This is a genomic window from Halosimplex amylolyticum, assembly GCF_051414035.1.
GTDB lineage: Archaea > Halobacteriota > Halobacteria > Halobacteriales > Haloarculaceae > Halosimplex > Halosimplex amylolyticum.
Map to the genome: position 1 here is coordinate 71,980 of NZ_JBLKNW010000003.1, position 20,535 is coordinate 92,514.

General features: G+C 63.0%; 13 protein-coding genes and 1 pseudogene. 9 read left to right on the top strand and 5 right to left on the bottom strand.

Features of this window, described 5'->3' with window-relative positions; translation table 11 throughout:
• The first annotated feature begins 332 nt into the window (after window positions 1-332).
• Together ACMGFE_RS15630 and ACMGFE_RS15635 are read left to right on the top strand one after the other, a co-directional pair.
• A pseudogene (locus ACMGFE_RS15630) lies at window positions 333-1,327 on the top strand (IS630 family transposase).
• 213 nt (window positions 1,328-1,540) lie between these two features.
• Window positions 1,541-2,305: an RraA family protein gene (locus ACMGFE_RS15635; protein WP_436926161.1), complete on the top strand. Its 765-nt coding sequence runs from the start codon at window positions 1,541-1,543 to the stop codon at window positions 2,303-2,305.
• Between the two features lie 472 nt (window positions 2,306-2,777).
• On the opposite strand, the gene ACMGFE_RS15640 is transcribed toward ACMGFE_RS15635, so the two are convergent.
• Window positions 2,778-3,215: a hypothetical protein gene (locus ACMGFE_RS15640; RefSeq protein ID WP_436926162.1), complete on the bottom strand. Its 438-nt coding sequence runs from the start codon at window positions 3,213-3,215 to the stop codon at window positions 2,778-2,780.
• A 281-nt stretch (window positions 3,216-3,496) separates the two neighbouring features.
• Between ACMGFE_RS15640 and ACMGFE_RS15645 the strand changes: the two genes are divergently transcribed.
• On the top strand, window positions 3,497-4,330 hold the full coding sequence (locus ACMGFE_RS15645; protein WP_436926163.1) for an IclR family transcriptional regulator: 834 nt from the start codon (window positions 3,497-3,499) through the stop codon (window positions 4,328-4,330).
• Window positions 4,331-4,363: 33 nt separating this feature from the next.
• On the opposite strand, the gene ACMGFE_RS15650 is transcribed toward ACMGFE_RS15645, so the two are convergent.
• Complete coding sequence (locus ACMGFE_RS15650) at window positions 4,364-6,298, bottom strand: glycoside hydrolase family 127 protein (protein WP_436926164.1); 1,935 nt, start codon at window positions 6,296-6,298, stop codon at window positions 4,364-4,366.
• 1,331 nt (window positions 6,299-7,629) lie between these two features.
• Here ACMGFE_RS15650 and ACMGFE_RS15655 point away from each other — a divergent pair.
• Genes ACMGFE_RS15655 through ACMGFE_RS15670 form a run of 4 tightly spaced genes read left to right on the top strand, consistent with a single transcriptional unit; the run spans window position 7,630 to window position 11,933 of the window.
• Window positions 7,630-9,006, top strand: coding sequence for an ABC transporter substrate-binding protein (locus ACMGFE_RS15655; protein ID WP_436926165.1), 1,377 nt, complete (start codon window positions 7,630-7,632; stop codon window positions 9,004-9,006).
• Between the two features lie 26 nt (window positions 9,007-9,032).
• Complete coding sequence (locus tag ACMGFE_RS15660; RefSeq protein WP_436926166.1) at window positions 9,033-9,974, top strand: carbohydrate ABC transporter permease; 942 nt, start codon at window positions 9,033-9,035, stop codon at window positions 9,972-9,974.
• On the top strand, window positions 9,971-10,843 hold the full coding sequence (locus ACMGFE_RS15665; RefSeq protein ID WP_436926167.1) for a carbohydrate ABC transporter permease: 873 nt from the start codon (window positions 9,971-9,973) through the stop codon (window positions 10,841-10,843). The genes ACMGFE_RS15660 and ACMGFE_RS15665 overlap by 4 nt, the downstream gene beginning before the upstream one ends.
• 1 nt (window position 10,844) lies before the next feature.
• On the top strand, window positions 10,845-11,933 hold the full coding sequence (locus tag ACMGFE_RS15670; protein ID WP_436926168.1) for an ABC transporter ATP-binding protein: 1,089 nt from the start codon (window positions 10,845-10,847) through the stop codon (window positions 11,931-11,933).
• A gap of 146 nt (window positions 11,934-12,079) precedes the next feature.
• On the opposite strand, the gene ACMGFE_RS15675 is transcribed toward ACMGFE_RS15670, so the two are convergent.
• The 3 genes from ACMGFE_RS15675 to ACMGFE_RS15685 all read right to left on the bottom strand — a co-directional run bounded on the left by ACMGFE_RS15675 (window position 12,080) and on the right by ACMGFE_RS15685 (window position 17,323).
• Window positions 12,080-13,099, bottom strand: a complete 1,020-nt coding sequence (locus tag ACMGFE_RS15675) for an aldo/keto reductase (RefSeq protein WP_436926169.1) — start codon at window positions 13,097-13,099, stop codon at window positions 12,080-12,082.
• A 196-nt stretch (window positions 13,100-13,295) separates the two neighbouring features.
• A complete protein-coding gene (locus ACMGFE_RS15680) occupies window positions 13,296-15,248 on the bottom strand; it encodes a glycoside hydrolase family 127 protein (RefSeq protein WP_436926170.1) in 1,953 nt (650 codons plus the stop codon).
• A gap of 122 nt (window positions 15,249-15,370) precedes the next feature.
• Window positions 15,371-17,323 carry a glycoside hydrolase family 127 protein gene (locus ACMGFE_RS15685; RefSeq protein ID WP_436926171.1) on the bottom strand — a complete coding sequence of 651 codons (1,953 nt, stop codon included), beginning with the start codon at window positions 17,321-17,323 and terminating at the stop codon, window positions 15,371-15,373.
• A 196-nt stretch (window positions 17,324-17,519) separates the two neighbouring features.
• Here ACMGFE_RS15685 and ACMGFE_RS15690 point away from each other — a divergent pair, with 196 nt between their 5' ends.
• Both ACMGFE_RS15690 and ACMGFE_RS15695 read left to right on the top strand, forming a co-directional pair.
• The gene (locus ACMGFE_RS15690; protein WP_436926172.1) at window positions 17,520-19,448 is read left to right on the top strand and encodes a glycoside hydrolase family 127 protein; all 1,929 of its coding nucleotides are present in this window, start codon (window positions 17,520-17,522) and stop codon (window positions 19,446-19,448) included.
• Window positions 19,449-19,547: 99 nt separating this feature from the next.
• Window positions 19,548-20,504 (top strand): aldo/keto reductase, encoded by a 957-nt coding sequence (locus tag ACMGFE_RS15695; RefSeq protein ID WP_436926173.1) that lies wholly within the window; start codon window positions 19,548-19,550, stop codon window positions 20,502-20,504.
• Window positions 20,505-20,535 lie beyond the last annotated feature (31 nt).

A 20,535-nucleotide genomic window follows, 5' to 3' on the forward strand; every position in this document is an offset into this window, starting at 1 on the left:
TTCTGCGACACGTCTGTCCATGTCTTCCAGCGCCGTGAGCGAACGATGCAAGTTCGTGTACACGCCGCCACCCACCGAGTACTCCTGGACTCCGACAGGACCATCATATCTGACTGAACGGAGGAAACCGACCAGGACGAAATTGTCGAGTTTCCCCGAATCGAGCGTCCCGGTGGTCACCTCGCCGCCGAGCGTAGAACTCCCACACAGATCGATCGAATGGAGATGCGGAGTGACCGAACGGATGCGGTCGTCCGGAGCGCCCCGTCTACGGTGTACCAGTGATACAGTAACCGTTAGAATTATCCGCTCATAGAATGTAGCAATAGCCAATGGATCATCTCGACGAGATCTCCGTCGAAGAACTCCATGACGCCCTCGACGACGTCGATGGAAACAAGCCGACACAACGGTTGTTAGCTGCGATCGCGTACAAAAACGGCGTGACGCAAACCGAACTTGCCGAGTGGCACGACACCGGGCGAAGAACGATCTACAGCTGGCTGATGCGATTCGATACGGACGAACCGCTTGCGCAAGCTGTCTCTGATGCTCATCGATCGGGGAGGAAACGAAAGCTCTCAGAATTACAGCAAGAAGAGTTCGAACAATCCGTTCACGGACCACCCGAGGAAGTCGGGATCGACGCGCCGGCGTGGACGCCGGCGCTCGTCCAGGAGTTTCTCGAGGAAACCTACGGCGTCGAGTACTCCTATCCGAGTTGTCGGCGGTTGCTCAAAGAAGCTGGATTGAGGTATCAAAGACCACCCCATACAGCCGCCGAAGCCAAGGAATCCGACAAAGACGAGCTCCACGACGAGATCAAAAAATGCGAGCGGAGATGGACGCCAAAATAGTTTCCATCGACCAAACCAGGAGATCGGTTCGGGTCGAGCCGCGTGGATTCCGCGCGGCACGCGGCCGACCGTCGAACTTTCCGGCCAACGCGGCTGGACGTACCTGTTTGGCGCGATCACCGAGGACGGCAACTGCTGTTTCTCACGGTTCACCGAGTACGTTACCGCTGATCACGCGGACTATTTCATATTTCCGTGATACAAAGAATTCGAATAAGACTTGATCGTCGTGCTCGATGGTGCGCCGTACTTCGAGGCGTCGGCCGTCACGGACCTGACGGCCCGTGACGACCTCTCCTTCGTCACGTTACCGGCGAATACGCCCGAACACAGTCCTGTCGAAGGGTACTGGCGACAATTCCAAAACGCTCTCAGCAACCGGTTCTTCGACTCGCTTGAGTAACTGACCAGCGCGATCGATACCGCCCTCGACCAACCTGCGTTCCCCAAGAGTGAGCAACTATTTCTAACGCTTGCTGTAGCCACAGAACACTGCCCCGATTCGCTGGTCGTCGATGCGGGACGGTTCCCCTCGAGACTACCGGATCTCACGACCAAAACCCGAACGAGGGTAGAGTCGCATTGACAGTCGAGCATCCGTTCGGGAACCATCCACCACCACGAAACGAGAATAGCACGCCGCTACCCATAGACTCAATTATCGTCTATACGTCCGGCGGAGCATGGCTCCAGAATACGATTTCGATCTAGAGGACGAGCCGCGACAGCTCGACATTACGGACCTCGAACGCATCGAGCGCTTCAAGGAGGCCGGTTACGGTGGCAGCGTCGCAGATGCGCTGTACAACGTCGGCGTCCGCGATTTCGTATTCGATCAGGACTTCTTCGCGATCGACGACGGCGAGATACTGGCTGGTCGTGCCCTCCCCGTCAAACTCCACACGCAGGCCGCGACTGACGAGACCGAAGACCCCGGCGAACAAGCTGAGGGAGACGAAGAAGTCCATCCGCAGAAACGGATGATGCGCACCGTCGAGAGCCAGCCAGACGGGAGTATCCTCTGTTTCGATACCGGTGGAGACATGCAACCGGCTCACTTCGGTGAGATGAGCTGCACGTTAGCTTACTCACACGGTGCCCGTGGGATGCTCTGCGCTGGAAACGTTCGCGACACCCGGTACGTGAGACAGATGGAAGAGTTCCCGGTGTATACGCTGGGAACGACGCCGAACTGGCACGGCGGTTGGGAGATTATTGATGTTGACGTCCCCATCCATCTGCCTGGTCACCTAAGTCACTACGTCACGGTCCGTCCGGGCGATTTCATATTCGGGGACTTCGATGGCGTTCAAATAATACCCCGCGAAGTCGTCGACGAAGTGTTGTTGCGTATCGAGGACATCTACGAAGAAGAAAACGAAGAGCGCAGAAAGATCGCCGAAGGCATGCCTATCGACGAAGTCTACGAGGAATACGGTGTGCTGTGAGAGGGGCTTGTGTAGACGCTAGCAAAAACAGATAACTATCTAAGCTACTAGAATATGAAGCAAAAAGAGGTATTTTGTGTCTCGCAAACTCGCCTGCTTCATTGATCGGGTCGCTCGCACGACGGCGGCGATGTTCAGCCGGCGGACGCGACCGGCACGGATCGGATTCCTGCCAGCCAACGCTGCGCAAGACCGATGGTAGCGACTGATAACCATCAAATTCAGATACTGTTAGACGTCTATACCTATTAGTATCGTTCTCGATCGTCCCGACTCAGTGTGCCTTCGTGACCGAAGTTCCGACCTCCGACGATGGATCCTGCGGCCCGTGGACGAGCAGTCCGTGGAGACGTGCGTTTCCCCGCATCAATTCACCGGTCGGACGTCAGCGGTTCAGACGGGGTCGGTGCGGCCTTCGAGACCGTGAATTTCGGGCAGGGAGCGCCCGATCGCGGCTGGTCGAAGCCTTCGATCAGGCGGGGTCGACGGCGCGTTCGAGGTCGCGCGTTTCGACGCCCGTCCGGATCTCTTTGGCGCGTCTGCGGACGGCGCCGACGTACCGCTCGATCTCACTCGGTCGCTTCCCGTAGAACGAGGCGACCCAGTTCGTGTCCGTTCCGGGCATCGTCAGGAAGTACGCGGCGAGCGTGTCCCGGCCCGCCTGGACGACCTCCGGCGGAACCCCGCGCTCGCCGGTGCCCTCCTCCTGGAACCCGTTCACGTCGAAGTAGACGTCGGCGTAGAGGGTCGCCGTCTCCGGGTCGTCGAAGGTCATCTCGACGTGTTCGGGCGCCTCGAACCGGTATCGCGGGTCCGCATCCCCGCCGGGCGCGAACTCGACGACGCGGACGTCGAGGACGTAGTCTTCGTACACGGTCTCCGTTCCGTCGGCACGTTCGGGTCCTGTCATGGTGAATCGGTCGACGTGGTCGGTCGGCGTCCCGCGACCGGCGTCGCGGAACCCAGACGTACGGGAGATCCCTCCACTGGCGGGGTTGAACCTTGCTAGTAGCGGTGTATCCCGCTACGTATCGCTCGGGAGCGCTACCGAGAGACAGGTCGGTCCCGCAGGGAGAGGCGGTCACCGAAGAAGCACCACGGTTCTCGGCGGCGGCGCGTCGATGAGGCAGTTGTTCCGCGGCCGCTCACCCTGCGATAACGCTTTATGCGACGCTCACCAGACTGAGAGACATGGTCGCTTCCGGGCCGGAGACGCTCAAATCGAGCGAGAAACTGTTCGCGCTCGTCGACGCGCTGCTCGAACTGGGCGAGGCGGGAGTGACGGAGCTGGCGGAACACGTCTCCTTCCACAAGAGCACTGTCTACGTCCATCTCCAGACGATGCGGGAGAACGGGTTCGTGAACAAGTCGGGGGATAAATACCGCCTCTCACTGCACTTTCTCACGATCGCTGAAGCGATCAAGAATCAGCACGCCGTCTATCGAAACGGAAGCGTGGAGATCGACCGCCTGGCCGAAGAGACCGGTGAGCTGGTCTGCCTCGGTATTCCGGAAGACGGGAGTGTCGTCGTCGTCCACGAGGCACAGGGCGAGAAGACGACGCAGAGCATCTCCGTCGGGACGAAGATGCCCCTCACGGAGACTGCGATGGGAAAGGTGATCCTCGCCTTCGCCACCGGGTCCGAAGACGGCGGGGACCGACCGCCCGGTGACGACGAGTTCGCCGAGGCGGTCGGTGCGGTCGACAGCGACCACGAACTGGCCACCGAGATCGCGGCGATCCGTCGCGACGGGTACCTCGTCTCGGGCGGCGAGTTCGACGAGGAGATGCCGTACATCGCCGAACCCGACGTCGGGAAGCCGCGGTCGGAGTCCCATCACGCCAGGGTCCAGAACCGGACCGTCGCGGCGCCGATACGAGCGGACGGACGTCCCGTCGGTGCCGTGACGGTGACCGGGCCAGCGAATCGGCTCAGTGACGAGTATCTCGACGACGTCCGGCAGCAAGTCATCAGTACGGCCGACGAGATCAGACAGAAGTTGACTGTCACTCAGCGCTTCTAGCACAGTTCGCATCGGCACCCAGAGTGTGGCGGACTACGCGAGTCGGAGCCACACCCTCATCGCGCCCTGCTCGCGATTGTTCCAGGCGTAGTAGGGGATCGCCGTGACGGTCGTCTGGTCCGTCCCGACGGCGTCGATAGGTCGATAGAGTGCGTCGTCCCACTCGTCGAGACGCTGTACCGTCGCGGTCCCCTCGATCACCGTGACGCCTTCCAACAGCGATTCGTCGTGGGAGGCGGTGAGCGATTCCGGGTCACCGAGTATCAGATGGTGGACAGGGACAGCGTTGTCGACCGACTCGACGCAGTACACGAGCGGTCCTCGTTGCAGTGCGACGTGTCCCTCGTCGGCTCGGACGTCTGGATGCGCCGCCAGGACGTCTATCGTCATCGGAAACGTGAGAGAGATCTCGTCACCGTCCTCGAACGTACGGCGGACAGCAGCGTACCCGTCTACTGCGTCGGCGGCGATCGATCGGCCGTTTACCGTCATTTCGTATCCGTCCGCCCAGTCCGGGATGCGGAACTTCACCTCGAACTCGGTCGGCGCTTGGAGCGACACCTCGACGTCCACGTCCCCTTGCCACGGGTACTCGGTCCGCTGGCTGAGACGGACCGGGTGGTCCGAGACGGTCGTCTCGATATCGCTGCCGACGTAGAGGTTCACGTAGATCGAGTCGGCGTCCTGTGCGTACACGTGCTGGCCGAGGGACGCGAGCGTCCGTGCGAGGTTCGGAGGACAACACGCGACGTACAACCATTCTTTGCGTTCGTACGTCCCCTGGGTTTCGAGCGGGTTCGAGTAGGAGAATCGCGTTCCGTCGAGCGAGACGCCGACCAGTGACCCGTTGTACAGCGCTCGTTCGAGCACGTCGATGTACTTCGCCTCGCCGGTCAGTTCGAACATCTTCTGACTCCAGCGAACGCTGCCGATCGCGGCACACGTCTCCGCGTAGGCGGTCTCGTTCGGGAGGTCGTAATCCGTCGTCAGGGCCTCGCCTTCCGACGTCGAACCGATCCCGCCGGTGACGTACATCCGTTTCCTGACCATACTCTCCCACAACCGTTCGACTGCATCGAACAGTTCCGGGTCGGCGATCTCCCGAAGCAACGCCGCGACCGCGGTGTATAGATACGTGGCTCGAACGGCGTGGCCCTCGACGGATTCCTGTTCGCGGACGGGAGCGTGGTCCTGGGCGAATCGACCGTCGTACGTCCCCGACTCGTCCAGAAAGACGTCGCGGTTTGCCTCGATAGACTGTAGCACCTCGTCGTAGTCTTCCGTGCTGCCGAGTTCCCATTCCCTGGAGAACTCGGTGGCGAGGGGGGACGGATCTCGGCCGCGTCGGTCGATAAAACACGTCGAAAGATCGAGATATCGTCGCTCGCCGGTCGCTCGAAACAGTTCGACGAGCGCGAGTTCGATCTCCTCGTGTCCCGGGATGATCTCGCGCTGCCCGGGTCCGAACCGTTCGTCGATGTGGTCGGCGAACTGACGGGCGACGTCGAGGAGCGTCGTCTCACCGGTCGACCGGTGATGTGCGATCCCGGCTTCGATCAGGTGGCCCGCACAGTACAGTTCGTGCATCCGGCTGAAGTTCGTCCATCGGTCCTCCTGGTCGGCGAGCATAAAGAACGTGCACAGGTACCCGTCCTCGGCCTGCGTCCGTTCGATCAGTGAGACGACCTCGTCCACTTTCCGGCGAAGCGACGGCATCTCTTCGGTCGCCAGTACGTAACTGGCCGCTTCCAGCCACTTGTACGCGTTCGCGTCGACGAACATCGGCCCCTCGAACTCGCCGCCAGCCTCGCCGAGAACCCGTCGAAAGTTGTCGAGACAGCCGTTCGCCTTGATGTGGTCGTACTGGTGTTCGAGCGTGACTAACCGGTTCGTTTCGAGACGCGGCGTCCAGAAGTCGTCCCGAATATCGACTGCAGACAGGGGGAGCGTTCGGATGGCGTCCGTCATTGGCAGGGCTCTCACAGCGGTACGTGGTACTCGCACTTAGTAGCGTCTCTCGCGGATCCCAGGGGGAGTCGCCGGCTGGCCAGTCACGGCAAGCCGACCGGTTCCATCTTCCGTGAGTCTCACCGACCCCCGGAAGGGGCGCTCACTGCTTGCGCGATGACCGATATAGAAGAGGTACATTATACAAAGCGTAATGATATATTTCGCGGACGAAACGGCACACGGTCGAGCGAAGAGGGTAATCGCCGACGAGACGCCGATCACGCTGGATTCTGGGCCGATTACGTCTATTGCAGATGATCAACCGCCATAATAGCAATTGAGGAGGTTTTTAGCCCATGATTATCATTGGACATCTGCGTATAATCCGTGTTAGCAAAATTCTCCGTATTCGACAATTTTCCGCGGAGAGAGTCTCCAAGCCACCCGATACTCCCCTTAATCGGTGGATTCTCTCAACACAGCGTCTTTACAGTCTACCAGAACCAGTTCCATCTAGAATGATTTCGCCATATAACACATATCATATATTTATCGATTACTGTAAGCAATAATATAGTTGGAGAGTAATTCCGACCCCTTCTCCCTCCGCCGGTCCCGAACGTTTCGAACCGAATTCCGCCACCCGCTGCTGACTCGTGCACTCTCGGGAGAACGACCGGCCGCGAGACCGCGGACGTGAGAGGGTATCCAGCTGTTGATCGTGCTCTCCCCGAACTGGAATTGATCGGTTACTCCTCGTGCAGTTCTGCCGAGGCTGTTTATTGACGTTAAACAGAGTTCGAGATCCTCCGATCTCAGTCTCTAGAGAGCAGAGACCTGCAGAGCGATCTGAACGATCGCTGGTCAACAGTCCCTGAAAAAGGAGAGAATTACAGAGATAGTTCTGTAATTCCAGAGGTGCCGATGGGGAGGTACAATCGTTCCCGGAGCGGCTGTTTAACCACATTAAACAGGGGCCCGTCGGGCGAGCGTTCGAACGGGAGATCGCCGACCGATAGTTGTCGACCAGAAGCCTTCCGACCGGCTGGTCCCGTCACTGACAGTGACGAGATCCCGGACTGTTCTCGTGGCGGTCAGGAACGTATCAGAGTGATGGGGAGTTGGCTCGATAGCCGTGTCGTACCACTGTGTTCTCACCGTCTGTCTTGCCACCTCACGAAGATTCACTCCACTACGTCTGATCCGGTCGGATCGGAATTCTGCTTCGTTCCTGCGCCGATTCCTGCGAGCGACGTGGCGAAGCTGCCGACCGACGCGAGTGCCATAATTCCCGATGATCGTTCGTGTATATAAAAAGAGTTAAGTAGTTGGATAGGGACTATCTGATGATGCGAGACATTGACAGACGTCAACTATTGAGAGTGATCGGTGCATCGGGCGCGGTCGGGCTGGCGGGCTGCAGCGGAAACGACGACTCGGACGGTGGGGACGGGTCGGACGGTAGTGATGGAGGTACGTCCGACGGCTCCGACGGCTCCGACGGCTCTGACGGCTCCGACGGTTCCGACGGCTCCGGTGGCGACTCCTCGCCAGTCGAGATCACGTACCGTGACCGGCAGGGCGGGTCCGATCCGTCGATCTACGCCGACGTGTTCAACGAGGGGCAGGACGACATCCAGGTCAACGCGAGCATGAAGCCCGTCGAGGAGAAGTACCGGTCGCTCATCGCGCAGATCTCTGCCGGCAACGCCCCCGACGTGCTCGGGCTCGACGTGGTGTACCTGCCGCGGTTCGTGCAGCTCGGCGCGCTAGACGAGATCAACGACTTCTACGAGAGTCGGGAGTACACCGACGAGATCTTCCAGCCACTCCGCGAGGACTTCATCCAGTGGGAAGATAACTACTACGCGATGCCGTTCTGGATCGACCTGAGCGCGTACTACTACAACAAAAACCACTACGAAGAGGCCGGTCTCGACCCCGAAAGCCCGCCGGAGACCTTCGACGAGTTCCTCAGCGCCTGTGACGCGCTGCAGCAGGCGGGTTACGAAACGCCACTGTCGAACACGCTCGGGTTCGTCGGGCTGGAGATGTTCTTCTTCATGCCCCACGTGTGGGCGGGCGGCGGCGAGTTCCTCAACGAGGACCAGACGGAGTGCCTCATCGACGAACAGCCGGCCGTCGACGCGCTCGAGTTCTTCCTCGAACTGCAGGAGAACGACTACTCGACCGACCAGACGTCGACGGAGAGCTTCACCTACGGTGCGTTCGCGGCAGAGGAGACCTCCATGATGTACGGCGGCGGGACCGGCGTCGGCGCGGTGAAAGACCAGAACGAGGACCTGTTCAACAACATGGGGACCGCCATGTTCCCCAAGCCGGAGGGCGGAGAACGGTCGAGCTTCCTCGGCGGCAACAGTATCTCCGTCTCGACGCAGGTGAACGAGGAGAAACGCCAGGCGTCCCTCGACTTCATCGACTGGGTCAACAGCGAGGAAGGAATGCGCGTCACGGTCGAAGACCTCGGGTATCTCCCGGCGCGACAGTCCGGGTTCGAAACCGACTACGTCCAGGAACGTCAGCAGATCTTCGGGGCGTTCGAGACAGCGATGGAACAGGGCCACGCGCCGCCGATGCACCCGCGACTCCTCGAGATGCAGGGTCCGCTCAACAACGCGATCACCCGTGCGCTTCTCGGTGAACAGGAACCGCAGGCGGCGCTCTCGCAGGCCGCGGACTCGATCAACGGCGTGCTGCAGTCCTGAGGGATACTCCCTGCTCTTCTCACACTATGAGTTCACGCAACACATTGGGAGATACGATCGGCCGGTACTTACCGGACAGACTCTCGCCGAACGTCTCGGCGGACGGCGGTATCGACTGGACGCCGTACCTGTACTTGCTTCCCGCGCTCGTCGTGTACGCGGTCGTCCTCGTCTATCCGTTCATCGACACGTTCCTGCTGAGCTTCCAGCGAGTCACGACGCTCGGCGGGGAACGAACGTGGGTCGGCCTCCAGAACTACGAGGCGATCCTCACCGACCCGATCTTCTGGCGAGCCGGATTCAACACGCTCATCTTCAGCATCGGCATGGTATTCGTCCCGCTCGTTCTGGGGCTGGTGTTGGCGATCCTCATCGACACGGGCATCTCGGGCACGAGCACGTTCCGCTCGCTGATCTTCGTCCCGGTCATCATCCCGCTCGTGGTGGCGGGGATCGTCTTCGGCTGGCTCCTCGGACAGAACGGGCTCGTCAACCACTTCCTGATGAGTCTCGGCGTCATCGACCAGCCGATGCGGTTCCTCAACTCCACGACGTGGTCGCTCCCGAGCGTCCTGTTGATGGTGATCTGGAAACGGACGGGATACTACCTCGTCATCCTCCTCGCGGGGCTCCAGGGGATCCCCGACAGCGTCTACGAGGCAGCGAAAATCGCCGGCAAGAGCCGCTACGAGACGTTCCGGAGTATCACGCTCCCGCTGTTGAAGCCGGCCATCCTCGTCACGGTCATCATCGGTATCATCGACTCGGTCAAGGCGTTCGCACACGTCTACGTGATGACTGGGGGCGGCCCCTCCCACTCCAGTGAGATCCTCGCGACGTACTTCTACAAGGTCGCGTTCCGGTTCTTCCAGTTCGGGAAGGGCGCGGCGTACGGGTTCATCCTGTTCGTCATCGCGCTCACGCTCTCACTGCTCATCATCCGGTTCTCGGGAGGGAGCGAGATATGAGCGTCCGCTCGCGCGTCCACGATGCGGTCGTCGGGAGCGAGGACGCCAATACGGTCACGCGTATCGGGACGCTCGTCACGCTCACCGTCGCGGCCATTCTGGTCGCGATCCCGCTGTACTGGATGGTCGCGACGTCGCTCAAGACGCCGGTGCAGATCAGCGCGTTCCCACCCCATCTCGTCCCACCGACACCGACGATTTCCCCGTACTTCGAGGCGCTTCGAACCGGGCCCTGGGTCTCGTGGTTCCTCAACACCGTCGTCATCAGCGCCGGGTCCACCGTGTTCGTCCTCACGATCGCGACGCCGGCGGCGTACGTGCTCGCGCGACGCGACTTCCCCGGGAGCAACCCGATCTACGTCATGTTCATCGGCATCCTGATGATCCCGGCGCAGATCCTGCTCATCCCGATGTACACGCTCTTCTCGCGCTACGGGCTGATCAACACGCGCCTCGGGCTCATCATCGCCTACAGCGCGTTCTTCCTCGGATTCTGCGTGTTCCTCCTCCACAGCTTCTTCGCGAACCTGCCGGACAACGTCGAAGACGCGGCGCACATCGGCGGCGTCCCCGAGTGGCGGACGTTCCTGCGAGTCATCCTGCCGATGGCGAAGCCGGGGATCGCGACGGCCGCGATCTTCGTGTTCGTCTTCACCTGGAACGAGTTCCTGTTCGCGCTCACCTTCCTGCAGACCGAGGAGCTCTACACGATCAGCGTCGGGCTCCAGCAGTTCCAGGGACTGCGCGGCAACGTCGTCTACAACCAGCTGTTCGCGATGAGCACGCTCGCGACGCTGCCGATCGTGATCCTGTTCGCGATCTTCTCGGAACAGTTCATCAAAGGAATGGCCGGTCTCAACCTCAAGTAACATGAAATTAGAAATCGAAAACCTGACGAAAAAGTTCGGCGACCTCGTCGCCGTCGACGACGTCTCCATGACGATCGAAGACGGCGAGTTCGTCACGTTCGTCGGCCCCAGCGGCTGTGGGAAGACGACGACGCTCCGCTGTGTCGCGGGGCTGGAGACGCCCACATCGGGGTCGATCAAGATCGACGGCGAAGACATGACCTACGCGAGTCCGAAAGAGCGAGGGACGGCGTTCGTCTTCCAGGACTACGCCCTGTACCCGCACATGACCGCTCGCCGGAACATGTCGTTCGCGCTCGAGAGCACGTCGATGTCCGACGAGGAGATACGCGAGTCGGTCGAAAGCACCGCGGAGATGCTCGGGATTCGCGAACACCTCGACCAGACGCCCGGCGAACTCTCGGGCGGCCAACAGCAGCGCGTCGCGCTCGGCCGGAGCATCGTCCGCGACCCGAAGATCTTCCTGCTGGACGAACCGCTCAGCAACCTCGACGCGAAACTGCGCGTCCAGATGCGCGCGGAACTCCAGCAGCTCCACCAGGAGATCAAGTCGACGACGATCTACGTCACGCACGACCAGGAGGAGGCCATGACGATGAGCGACCGGATCGCCATCCTCAACGACGGCCGCCTCCAGCAGATCGCACCCCCCGAGGTCGCCTACTCCCAGCCCGCCAACGAGTTCGTCGCCGGCTTCATCGGCAGCCCGTCGATGAACTTCCTCGACTGTACCGTCTCGAACGGGACCGTCGAGACGGCGGCGTTCTCGTTCGACGCTCCCGACGGAGCGCACGGGGCCGTGACGCTCGGTATCCGACCGGAGAACATCACGCTCGGTCCGCCGTCCGACGACGGTCACGTCGACGCGACCGTCTCCGTGTTCGAACAGGTCGGCTCGTTCAACATCGTCTACCTGGACATCGACGGACTCGACGACGTCGTGGCGCAGGTCCCGGGTGCCAAACAGTTCGAACCCGGCGCTCGGGTCTCGGTCACGATAGACACCGGTCGAATCCACCTGTTCGCCGACGACGGGGAGACCGTCCACAACCCGCCGGTGTTCACCAAACAGCCCGCCGCCGCCGAGTAGTCGTCGCCGCTCTTTTTCTGTTCCGCACCGGCCCTCTACCTCGTTTCGAGCGAAGACGTGACTCCGAACGACAGCGACCACACACCTGGCGATAAAATACAGTTTCTGCCCGCCTCCGCGCCGGGCGCGACGGGCTTCCGAGTCGACTACGCGTCGATAGCGGCGTCGATCCGCTCCCACTGGTCGTCGGAGAGTTCGACCTCGACGGCGCCGAAGTTCTCGTCTAGCTGGTCGACCGTCCGTGCGCCGACGATCGGCACGCACGTGAACCGCTCGTGGTCCATCAGCCAGCGCAGCGACACCTGTGCGGGCGTCGCATCGACTTCCTCGGCGACGGATCGGACCTCGTCGAGGACGCTCCAGGCCGCTTCCGCCACGTAATCGGATTCGAACTGGTCGTCGATGTCCGCACGGGACCCGTCGGGACCCCGAACCGACCCGTCGTCGGCCCGCTCGTACTTGCCCGTGAGGAACCCGCCGTGCAGCGGCGAGTACGGACAGACCGCCAGATCCTGGTCCTCACACACGTCGAGGTACTCCGTGATCGGTTCCTTGTGTTCCGGCGGCTGGTCCAGGTCGTCGACGATCGGGTCCCGGTACACCGCCGAGTACTCGGGCTGGGTGACGGTGAACGCCTCGTAGTTGTTCACGTCCGCCTTCCAGAGTCCCTTGACCAGTCTCCAGGCATCGCATGTCGAGACGCCGACGTAGTGGACTTTGCCCTCACTGACGAGGTCGTCCACGGCCCGCAACGTGTGTTCGATCGGGGTGTCGTCGTCGGAGCGGTGCAGGTAGAGGATGTCGAGGTAGTCGGTCCCGAGGCGGTCGAGCGACCCCTCGACTTCCGCCTTGACGTTCTTCTTCGAGAGGTTCTCCTGGAACCGCGATACTGTGGACCAGAAACACTTCGAGGCGATCACGTAGTCCTCGCGGTCGCGCTCTTCGAGCCACTCGCCGATCCAGCGCTCGGAGTCGCCGCCGCCGTAGCTGTTGGCGGTGTCGATGAAGTTGCCGCCGCGTTCCTCGAGGGCGTCGAGCAGTTCGTGTGCGTCCTCGCGGCCGGTCTCGACGACGCCGCTGTCCTCGTGTTCCAGCCCGAATCGCCACGTTCCGAAGCAGATCGGTGACACTTCTAGTCCGGTCGAACCGAGTCTCACGTACTCCATACAGGGGACTCGGTCGGCAGTGAAATGAATCCACCGGCTTCGGAAGTCGCCGTTCAGAACCCGACGTCGCCCGTCGACGACGGGCCGGTTCCGTCGAGTGGACTAGCGGTCAGCCCCGGTCCGTCGACGGTCGGCGGTCGATAGGCTGGCAGTTCTCGGTGGAGGTGGTCGTTCCCTGTCGACAGCAGGTACCCGGTCACGATTTCGGGAGCCAGGTCGTCATCGACCCGTCCTCGCGGTTGTCCCACGCGTAGTAGGGGACGGCGACGACGTCGACGTCTTCGCGGTCGACGCTCTCGGCCGGTCGATAGAGCGACTCCTCCCAGCCGTCGAGGTCGATCGCGGTTCCCGAGCCGCGGAGCGTGGTCACGCCGCCGAGCAGGTCCGGGTCGTGGTCGGGCTCGAACGAATCCGCACCGTCTGACACGGTGAGCGATTCGACCGGGACGGACTGGTCCGCGTCTTCGATGCAGTAGACGAGCGGCCCGCGCCGAAGCGCGACCCGACCGGCGTCGGCCCGGGTCCGGGGGTCCGCGGTGAGCGCATCGACCGGCAGTGAGAACGAGAGCGTGACCTCGTCACCGGGGTTCCACGCTTGCTCGACCGAGACGTATCCGTCCGCAGTCGACGCCGAGACGGACGCACCGTTGACCGAGAGGGCGACGTCCGACGCCCAGTCGGGGACGCGAATCCGGAGGTCGAAGTCTACTGGTTCGTCGTGGGTGAACTCGATGGTCGTCTCGCCGTCCCAGGGATACTCCGTCGACTGGGTGAACGAGACCGTCTCGTCGCCGAGTTCCGTCTCGACCGAGCTCCCGACGAACTGGGTGACGTACAGCGCGTCGCCGTCGGTTCCCCGGCCGTAGACGTATCGCTCGAGCGAGGCGAGCAGGCGCGCGGCGTTGGGCGGACAGCAGGCCACGTAGAACCACTCCTTGCGGTGGTGGTCGCCGTCGGTCTCCAGCGGGTTCACGTAGAAGAACCGGTCCCCACCGGCGGACACGCCCGCGAGGAAGCCGTTGTACAGCGTCCGCTCGATCAGGTCGGCGTACGCGGTCTCGGCGGTCAACTCGAAGAGTCGCTGGTTCCAGAAGATGCTCCCGATGGCGGCGCAGGTCTCGGCGTAGGCGGTGTCGTTGGGCAGGTCGTAGTCCTCGGTGAACCCCTCGTGCTCGTGTTCCGACCCGATCCCGCCGGTCACGTACATCCGCTTCGTCGTCATGTTCGTCCACAGCCGTCGCATCGCGGCCCACAGTTCGTCGTCCTCGATCTCCTGGAGCAGCGAGGTCACACCGGTGTAGCAGTACATCGCGCGGACGGCGTGACCCTCGACGGTCTCCTGGTCGCGAATGGGCTGGTGGTCCTGTGCGTAGCTCCCGTCGTACTCGCCGTCCCTGAGGAAGTGGTTTCGAGCGCCCTCGGCGGCGGTGTGCCCGTGGTGAACGAAGTTCGCGCCGGCGATATCGTCGATGTTCGCGAGTTCGTCCGCGAGTGGGGACGGACGCTGGCCGCGAGCGTCGACGAAGTATCGCGCCAGGTCGAGGTACCGCTCCTCGTCGGTGACGCGGTAGAGTTTGACGAGCGCGAGTTCGATCTCCTCGTGGCCGGGGACGCCCGTCTGGCCGTCGGGACCGAACTGCTGGTCGATGCGGTCGGCGAACGCCGTCGCCACGTCCAGAAGCGATTCCTCCCCGGTCGCGCGGTAGTGTGCGACGGCCGCCTCGACCAGGTGACCCGCACAGTACAGCTCGTGCATGACGCTCAGGTTGGTCCACTTCTGGTCGGGCTCGACGAGCTGGAAGTACGTATCGAGATACCCGTCGGCCTGCTGTGCGTCGGCGACGAGCTCGATCACCTCGTCGACCCGTTCGCGCAAGTCGGCGTCGTCGTGGTTCGCGAGGACGTAACTGGCCGCCTCCAGCCACTTGTACGCGTCCGAGTCGATGAACATCGGCCCCTCGAACCCGCCCGTTTCGCCGTCTGCGACGCGACGGAAGTTCTCCAGACACCCGTTGGTCTCCAGTTGGTCGTACTGGTGGGCGACTGTCACGTCCCGGTTGGTCTCGACGCGCGGCGACCAGAACTCGTCGTCGAGCTCGACGTCGGTGATCGGGAGCGATTCGGCTGTCGCCCGTGGTCCTGCTGGCATACACTTTTCAATCGCGAGCGACCGACTAATAGGTACTGCGTCGCATTACTCGACCGACACGACGTACCCCACGCCGCGGAGAGAACGGGGGATACCGGCAGCGAAGTACTCGGACTGGAACGTCACCGCGACTCGGCGTCGATCCAGAGGCGCATCGCTCCCGCGTCTCGATTGGCCCACCCGTAGTATGGGATCGCACGGACAGTCGTCGCCGTCGCGTCCGCCTCCGAATCCTCCCGATACAGGCGCCCGTCGTCCCACGACGTCATGTCGGGGACGCGCGCGTCCAGGTCGAGCGCGGTGACGCCGTCCAGGAGGTCGGGGTCGTGTTCGACGGAGACGCCCCGGTCCCGGTCGAGTCGAACCTGGTGGAGCGGACGGGGACTGTCCTGTTCTTCCAGACAGTAGACGATGGGGCCGCGCTGGACCGCCACTGCGCCGGCCGTCGACCGGACGCTGGGATGGCTCGTGAGGAAGCGAACGGGGAACGCGGCCTCGAAGACCACCTCGTCGCCGGCAGTCCACTCGCGTTCGACCTGGAGGTACTCACCGGGCGACGCGTCGACCGGTTCACCGGCGACCGTCACGGAGACGTCTTCGCACCACTCGGGGACCCGCAGCGCGAGTTCGAACGTCGCCGGCCGCTCGGGCGTCACCGTCAGCCGCGTCTCGGCGTCCCACGGAAACGACGTGTCCTGGTCGATCGCGACTGACGTGTCGGCGACGTCGACGGTCGCCTCGCTCCCCACGTGGTGGTTCACGTAGACCGACGAGCCGTCGGAGGCGTAGACGTGCGTCGCCAGCGACGCGATGAGCCGTGGGACGTTCGTCGGACAGCACGCCGTCTGGAACCAGCCCTGTCGCTCGTTCGCGAATCGGTTCGGATCCACGCCGTGCAGCGGGTGCCCGTCCGGCCCCATCTCGTGCGGGTTGGCGTAGAAAAAGCGCGTCCCGTCCAGCGAGAGCCCCGCCAGCAGCGCGTTGTAGAGCGTCCGGGACTGCAGGTCGCCGTACCGAGCGTCGCGCGTCAACTGGAGGAGTCGCTGGTTCCAGAGGACGCTGCCGAGCGCGGCACAGGTCTCCGCGTAGGACGTGTCTGTCGGCAGGTCGTAGTCCTCGGTGAACCGCTCGCCCTCGTGTGAGGACCCGATCCCGCCGGTGACGTACATCCGTCGCTCCGTCATGTTCTCCCAGAGCCCCTCGAGGGCGTCGACGAGATCCTCGTCACCACGCTCTAGCGCGACGTCGGCCGCACCGGTGTACAGATACATCGCACGGACGGCGTGACCCTCGACGGTCTCCTGGTCGCGGAGCGGCGCGTGGTCCTGAAAGTACCGGCCGTCGTACTCGCCGTCGACCACGACGTGGTCGTACGGGTCGCCCGCGATCTCGTCGGGGTGAAACGCCTCGTATTTCAGCCGCGAGTCCTCGGCACCGCGCCGTTCGACGAAGTACTCGGCGAGGTCGAGATACCGTTCCTCGTCGGTGACGCGATACAGCCGCACGAGCGCGAGTTCGATCTCCTCGTGGCCGGGAACGCCATCGTGGCCGTCGGGACCGAATCTCCGATCGACGTGGTCGGCGAAGTCGGTCGCGACGGTCAACAGCGTCTCTTCGCCAGTCGCTTCGTGGTGTGCGATGGCCGCTTCGAACAGATGCCCGGCGCAGTACAGTTCGTGGAGGACGCCGAGGTTCGTCCACTTCTTGTCCGGTTCGACGAGCTGGAAGTACGTGTTGAGATAGCCGTCGTCCTCCTGGGCCGCGGCTATCAGTTCGACGAGTTCGTCCACGCGCTCGCGCAGTTCGGGGTCGTCCCCCGTCTCGAGGAAGTAACAGGCGCCCTCGAGCCACTTGTACACGTCAGAGTCGTTGTAGAACCGGCCCTGGAACTCGCCGTCGACCTCGCCCGCGGCGACCCGGAAGTTCTCGATGCGACCCGATTCGACGAGTCGGTCGTAGACGAAATCGACGGTGGTCTCCCGCACTGTCTCGATTCTCGGCGTCCAGAAGTCGTCGTCGATAGCCGCGTCTGCGAGGTCCACTGGTCGCAGCCGCTGATCGGAATGGGTTGGCACACCAATCGATACCTCAGACAGTGATAAATAGTTGTTCGTCACTCGACCGAGGGGATCGAGCGGTGTCGGACAGACAGACGAACCGTCGGCGGAGAGACGGCACCTGGCCCCGTTCGAGGCGCGGCGGACCGCATCGGCTCGGGGTTCCGTAACCAGTAGAATTATTCCGTCGCTATTGGTACTGTGAGTCGTTAGCATGACTAGCTCGCAGTACTCCGTAGCCATCGGTGACGTAGCAATCTCCGACGAGTTCTGGTCGCAGTGGGTCAGCCGGAACCGCGACGTTACGATCGAATATCAGTACGACCAGCTCGAAGCCTCGGGCACGCTCGAGAACTTCCGCCGGGTCATCGACGGGAGCGAAGGCGGGTTTCGGGGGATGTGGTTCCAGGACAGCGACGCGTACAAGTGGCTCGAAGCGGCGAGCTACGAGCTCGCGAAGGCCGACGACCCCGAACTCCGCGAACGCGTGAACGAGGTGATCGACCTGATCGCGGAAGCACAGGAGGAGGACGGGTACCTCAACACGTACTTCCAGCTCGTCGAACCCGGCAGGAAGTGGACGAACCTCCACATGCTGCACGAACTCTACTGCGCGGGCCACCTCTTCGAGGCGGCCGTCGCACACTACGACGCCACGGGCGAGGAGTCCCTCCTGGACGTGGCGACCGCCTTCGCCGACCACATCGACGACGTGTTCGGCGACGAGATCGACGGGGTGCCCGGTCACGAGGGGATCGAACTCGCGCTCGTCAAACTCTATCGGGTGACGGACGAGGAGCGGTACCTCGACCTGGCAGCGTACTTCGTCGATCTGCGTGGGCACGACGACCGGCTGGCGTGGGAACTCGACCACCTCGACGAGATCGCCGGTGGGGCGTTCGACTCCGACGACTGGGATGGCTCGATCCACGATGGTTCGCGAACGGTCTTCCTGGACGACGACGGCGAGTACGACGGGAGCTACGCACAGGACCACGCGCCGATCCGCGATCAATCGGCGGTCGACGGACACTCGGTCCGGGCGATGTACCTCTACAGCGGCGTCACAGATCTGGTCGCCGAACGCGGTGACGACGACCTCCGAGACGCGCTCGACAGACTGTGGACGAACATGACGACGAAGCAGATGTATCTCACCGGCGGGATCGGGCCGGAACACGAACACGAGGGGTTCACCGAGGACTACGACCTGCCGAACGAGACGGCCTACGCCGAGACCTGCGCCGCCATCGGGAGCATCTTCTGGAACCAGCGCATGTCCGAACTGACGGGCGAGGCGAAGTACGCGGATCTGATCGAGCGGACGCTGTACAACGGCTTCCTCGCCGGCGTCGGCCTCGACGGCAAGCACTTCTTCTACGTGAACCCGCTGGCGAGTTCGGGCGACCACCACCGCAAGGGCTGGTTCACCTGCGCGTGTTGTCCGCCGAACGCCGCGCGCCTGCTCGCCTCGCTCGGGCAGTACCTCTACTCGACCAGCGGCGACGAACTGTACGTCAATCAGTACGTCGGGAGCCGGCTCGAGACGACGGTCGGTGACACCGACGTCACACTGGACCAGTCGAGCGACCTCCCCTGGAGCGGCGACGTGACGATCGAAGTCGACGCCGACGGGAGCGTCCCGCTCAACCTCCGCATCCCCAGCTGGTGTCCGGACGCCACGGTGACAGTCGACGGGGAGGCGGTCGACCACGACGACAGTGGGTACGTCCGGCTCGACCGCGAGTGGGACGGCGAGACCGTCGAACTCCAGCTGGCCCAGGACGTGACGGTGATGGCTGCCCACCCTGCGGTCGAGAGCGACGCCGGCCGCGTCGCCGTCGAGCGCGGGCCGCTCGTCTACGCCGCCGAAGCGGTCGACAACGACCGGCCGCTCCACCAGTATGCGGTCCCCACCGACGCAGACGCGGCGGTCGACCACGAGACAGACCTGCTCGGCGGTGTGACGACGCTCGAAACGGACGCGACCGTTCCGGCCCTCGACGACTGGGAGGGCGAACTCTACCGACCGGCTGACGAGACCGAGACGGTGGAGACGGGGCTCGAACTCGTGCCATACTACGCGTGGGACAACCGCGACCCGGGCTCGATGCAGGTGTGGCACCGGTCCGACGGGGCCTGACGCCGGGAGCGATTCCGAGTCGAACAGACAGTCCGCTCGGCCGACGTTGAGGGCGACTCGATCCCGAGCGTTTATCTCCGTTCCGCGGCGGATCGACGTATGGATTCGATTCCACTCGGCACGACCGGCGAGACCGTCAGCCCGCTGTGTCTCGGGACGATGTACTTCGGAAGCAAGACCGACCCCGAGACCTCGCGAGCGATACTCGACAGGTACTACGAGATGGGCGGTCGTTTTCTCGACACGGCCAACATCTACGCGACGTGGGTCGACGGCTACGACGAGCCGGAGAGCGAGCCCTTCCTCGGGGACTGGATGGCCGACCGGGGCAACCGCGACGAGCTCTTCCTGGCGACGAAAGTCGGGTTCGAGTACGGCGACGTTCCGCAGTCGCTCGACCCCGACCTGATAGAACAGGAGGTCGAGAAGAGTCTCGATCGACTCGGAACCGACTACGTCGACCTGCTGTACGCTCACGTCGACGACAGAGAGACGCCGCTCGCGGAGACGATGGAAGCCTTCGACCGACTCGTCGAATCCGGGAAGGTCCGTCACATCGGCGCGAGTAACTACTACGGATGGCGACTCGCTCGCGCCAACACCATCGCCGAGGAGCGAGGGCTGACGAAGTTCAGTTGCGTCCAGCCCCGCTTTTCGTATCTCGTTCCGCACCGATACTCGGACTTCGACCGACAGCGCCCGGCGACCGACGAGTTCGTGACCTACTGCGACGACCACGACCTGACGATGCTCCCGTATTCGCCCCTGCTCCAGGGGTGTTACGGCCGCGACGACCGGCGGATCCCCGAACGATACGTCACGACCGAAAATCGCCTGAAGATGGAGACGGTCCAGGACATCGCCGAGCGGAAGGACATCTCGGGCAATCAGGTCGTCCTCGCGTGGATGACCCAGCGTGACCCGCCGACGGCCCCGGTCATCGGCTGTAGCTCCGTCGCACAGCTCGAAGAGAACGTCGAAGCGCTCGAAGTGGACCTGAGCGACGCCGAGATGGAGCGACTGGACAGCATCGAGACGCTCGGCGGCCTCCACTAATCGAGAGACGGGTCCCCGGCGAGGACGGGAC